Origin of the sequence: uncultured Acetatifactor sp., assembly GCF_948601915.1 — a bacterium.
Lineage (GTDB): Bacteria > Bacillota > Clostridia > Lachnospirales > Lachnospiraceae > Acetatifactor.
Map to the genome: position 1 here is coordinate 1 of NZ_CAPDXS010000261.1, position 2498 is coordinate 2498.

A 2498-nucleotide genomic window follows, 5' to 3' on the forward strand; every position below is an offset into this window, starting at 1 on the left:
TTCTCAGTAAATTTCTTTAAATTCTTCGAATAGAAGAATGGATGCACGCTGGTCACGATGTTGCAGTCGTCATATGGATTATGTATGAATATCATGTCCGGCCTGCGCTTCTCGAAATCGTAATCCTCATACCATACCACCGGGACATCCTTGGGATACTCCCCGCCTTCATAGTGCAGCTCCCGGAAGCTCCCGTCCGGGTTCTTGTCATAATAGGGAATCGGGATTACATAGGCATCGCATCCCGGATCCTCATCCGCCGCCTTCCAAACGCTCTCCAGGGAATCCCACATAGACGCCTTATAAGGCAGGAACACCACTTCCCGCCGCACCTCCACATCATGCGCGATGCTGTTGGCGATGCGGATATGCCCCTGCCGCAATGTCTTGTACGCCTTGTCGGCCCTGACGGGATTCCCGCCCTCCAGCTCTGCCGCCAGGCCCTGGTGGATTCCATAGACCAGCTCGCAGTATCCCTCCAGGAAAGGGATCGTGGCAGCCCCCTCCCCCTCCGCGCTCTCAATCAGATTGCCCAGGGCGATGGCTCCGTCCTGGCAGTCCGCCAGCAGGGACATCGCAGCCGGGATATTCTTTTTTTCTATGGCGCTCCGGATCTCCTCGTGGGCCTGTCCCAACAGCTCCACGAACTCCTCAGCCTGCTTCTTCTGGGCTATCCTCATCTCTGTTCCCTGTCCTGTCTGCCTCTCCTATGGGAGACTTTTATAAATAAGGCACATTGGACATCTGATCCGTCTCCGGAAAAGATGCTGCGGCACAGCCGCTTCGCTCCCGGTACGTCATGCGGCCGGCACCGCCTCCCGCATGTTCCCAAGGTCTTGGCATACCCAATGCGCAGCCGCCACAGGGGCAGTCCCCTGCCCGGGTGGCCCGGCTGCCTTCTAATGCCGTGCTGTTTTTTCTATGGCAGGCTTGCCCTGGCGGGCTTTACGTCCGGTGCCGCTCAAGGCAATGCACCCGCGCCTGCTCTATCATGAACCTGCCATCCGGTCCGCATATGGGAGGGCATGGCCCGGAGCCCACGCCCCAGGGTCAGGCCTCCCCGGTGAAATCCCGGTCCATCGCCAGGATTTATCCGGATTGCCGTTCTTATGATCTTGGATCCCTTTCTTACCTGTTGACCGTCTTCCCGTCCTGTCCGCGCTTCAGCACGTTCCGGGCGGTATTGGCCTTCTCATCCATGGCCTGCCCGCAGCTTGCACAGACGAACATCCCGTCCTTCTTCTCCCCTGTCCCTCCGCAGACGCTGCATTCCCTGCCGACGTCCTTCCCCAGGACGTCCACCAGCTCCACGCCCTGCTCCCTGCATTTCAGGGCCAGGCGGCTGCGGATGTAGCCCCTCTGCCAGAGCGCCACGCCCTGGTTGATTTTCCGGTTTATCCCTCCCGCCTGGGGCGGCGGCAGCTTCACCAGGTAGACCCTGCCGGGCTTCTCCGTCCGGAGGAATCGGTTCAGCTCCTGGTTGATGTAGCCGTGTATCCGCTCCTGGCGGCGGCGCTTCTGCTCGCTGTACTTCTTCCTGCCCGGGTTTGCGGTTCGGCTGCGGTTATAGCTGGCAGTCCGCTCCCTCACCCACTGGGCGTACTCCGTCTGCAGCTCTCCCAGGCCTTCCCCGTAGCGATGTCCCTGATCCGTGGTCAGCATGGTGAAGATCCCCATGGCCAGTCCCACCTTGTTGGCATAATCCCCATGGCTGCGGACGGATACCTGGACTGGTACGCTGATTTCGACCCTGCCGTCTTCCGGACTGAGCCTGATATAAATCTGGCTCTCATAACGGTTGTTGTCCGTCAGTGGGATGAAGACCCTCTTCCGGTTCTGCTTCGTGGAGATATGGATTCCATGGTCCCCATAGCGGTAGGCCCGTTCGGTTGCGGAGAACCCCTCCGCCGCCTCTGTGTGCAGCCTCCCTACATGGTGCTTCCTGACCTGTCTGCGCAGGTAGCAGTGCATTTTCTGCGGATCCACCTGGGCTGCCAGCATATCATGCCTTTTCTGCATCTCCCGGGGCAGCTGGATTTCCCTGCCGTTCAGCACGGCCTCGAAGGCGTTTGGCACCTTCAGCAGGAAGCGGAGGTAATGCTTCTCCTCCTCCGTCAGGTTCCCGTTCTGCCCCAGCAGCTTCTGGACCTTTGTCTTTGTGCGGGTCCACTGGGCCTTGATGTCTCCCAGCGCGCTGAAGATGGCCAGATAGAAATACACGGACGGCAGGCCCAGCTCCGCCCGCAGGCCGCTCTTCGTCATCTCGTTTTGGACTGTGTATCCCGGGTAGATCTTCGACAGGCCGCCCCTTCCGCCGTAGCGTCCATATACATGGTTCTTCACATGGCGGTAGTCCTCGGCCACTTCCCGGAGCATCTCCATGTCCTCCGGCGCGAGCGCTCCCCTGCTGTACTGCCGCACTGTCTTGCACACCGTATCCGGTTGCATGTCCCCGCCCCCTTTCCATCAGGAGGAAAGCAGACACGGGATTTTCAAAA

The 2498-nt window shown here is 59.7% G+C and carries 1 protein-coding gene and 1 pseudogene; both read right to left on the bottom strand.

The window, feature by feature from the left end; translation table 11 throughout:
• Positions 1–680 (bottom strand): annotated as a pseudogene (locus Q2B33_RS23800) (hypothetical protein); the annotation flags it as partial.
• 448 nt (positions 681–1128) lie between these two features.
• Positions 1129–2448: a zinc ribbon domain-containing protein gene (locus Q2B33_RS23805; protein ID WP_300823410.1), complete on the bottom strand. Its 1320-nt coding sequence runs from the start codon at positions 2446–2448 to the stop codon at positions 1129–1131.
• Positions 2449–2498 lie beyond the last annotated feature (50 nt).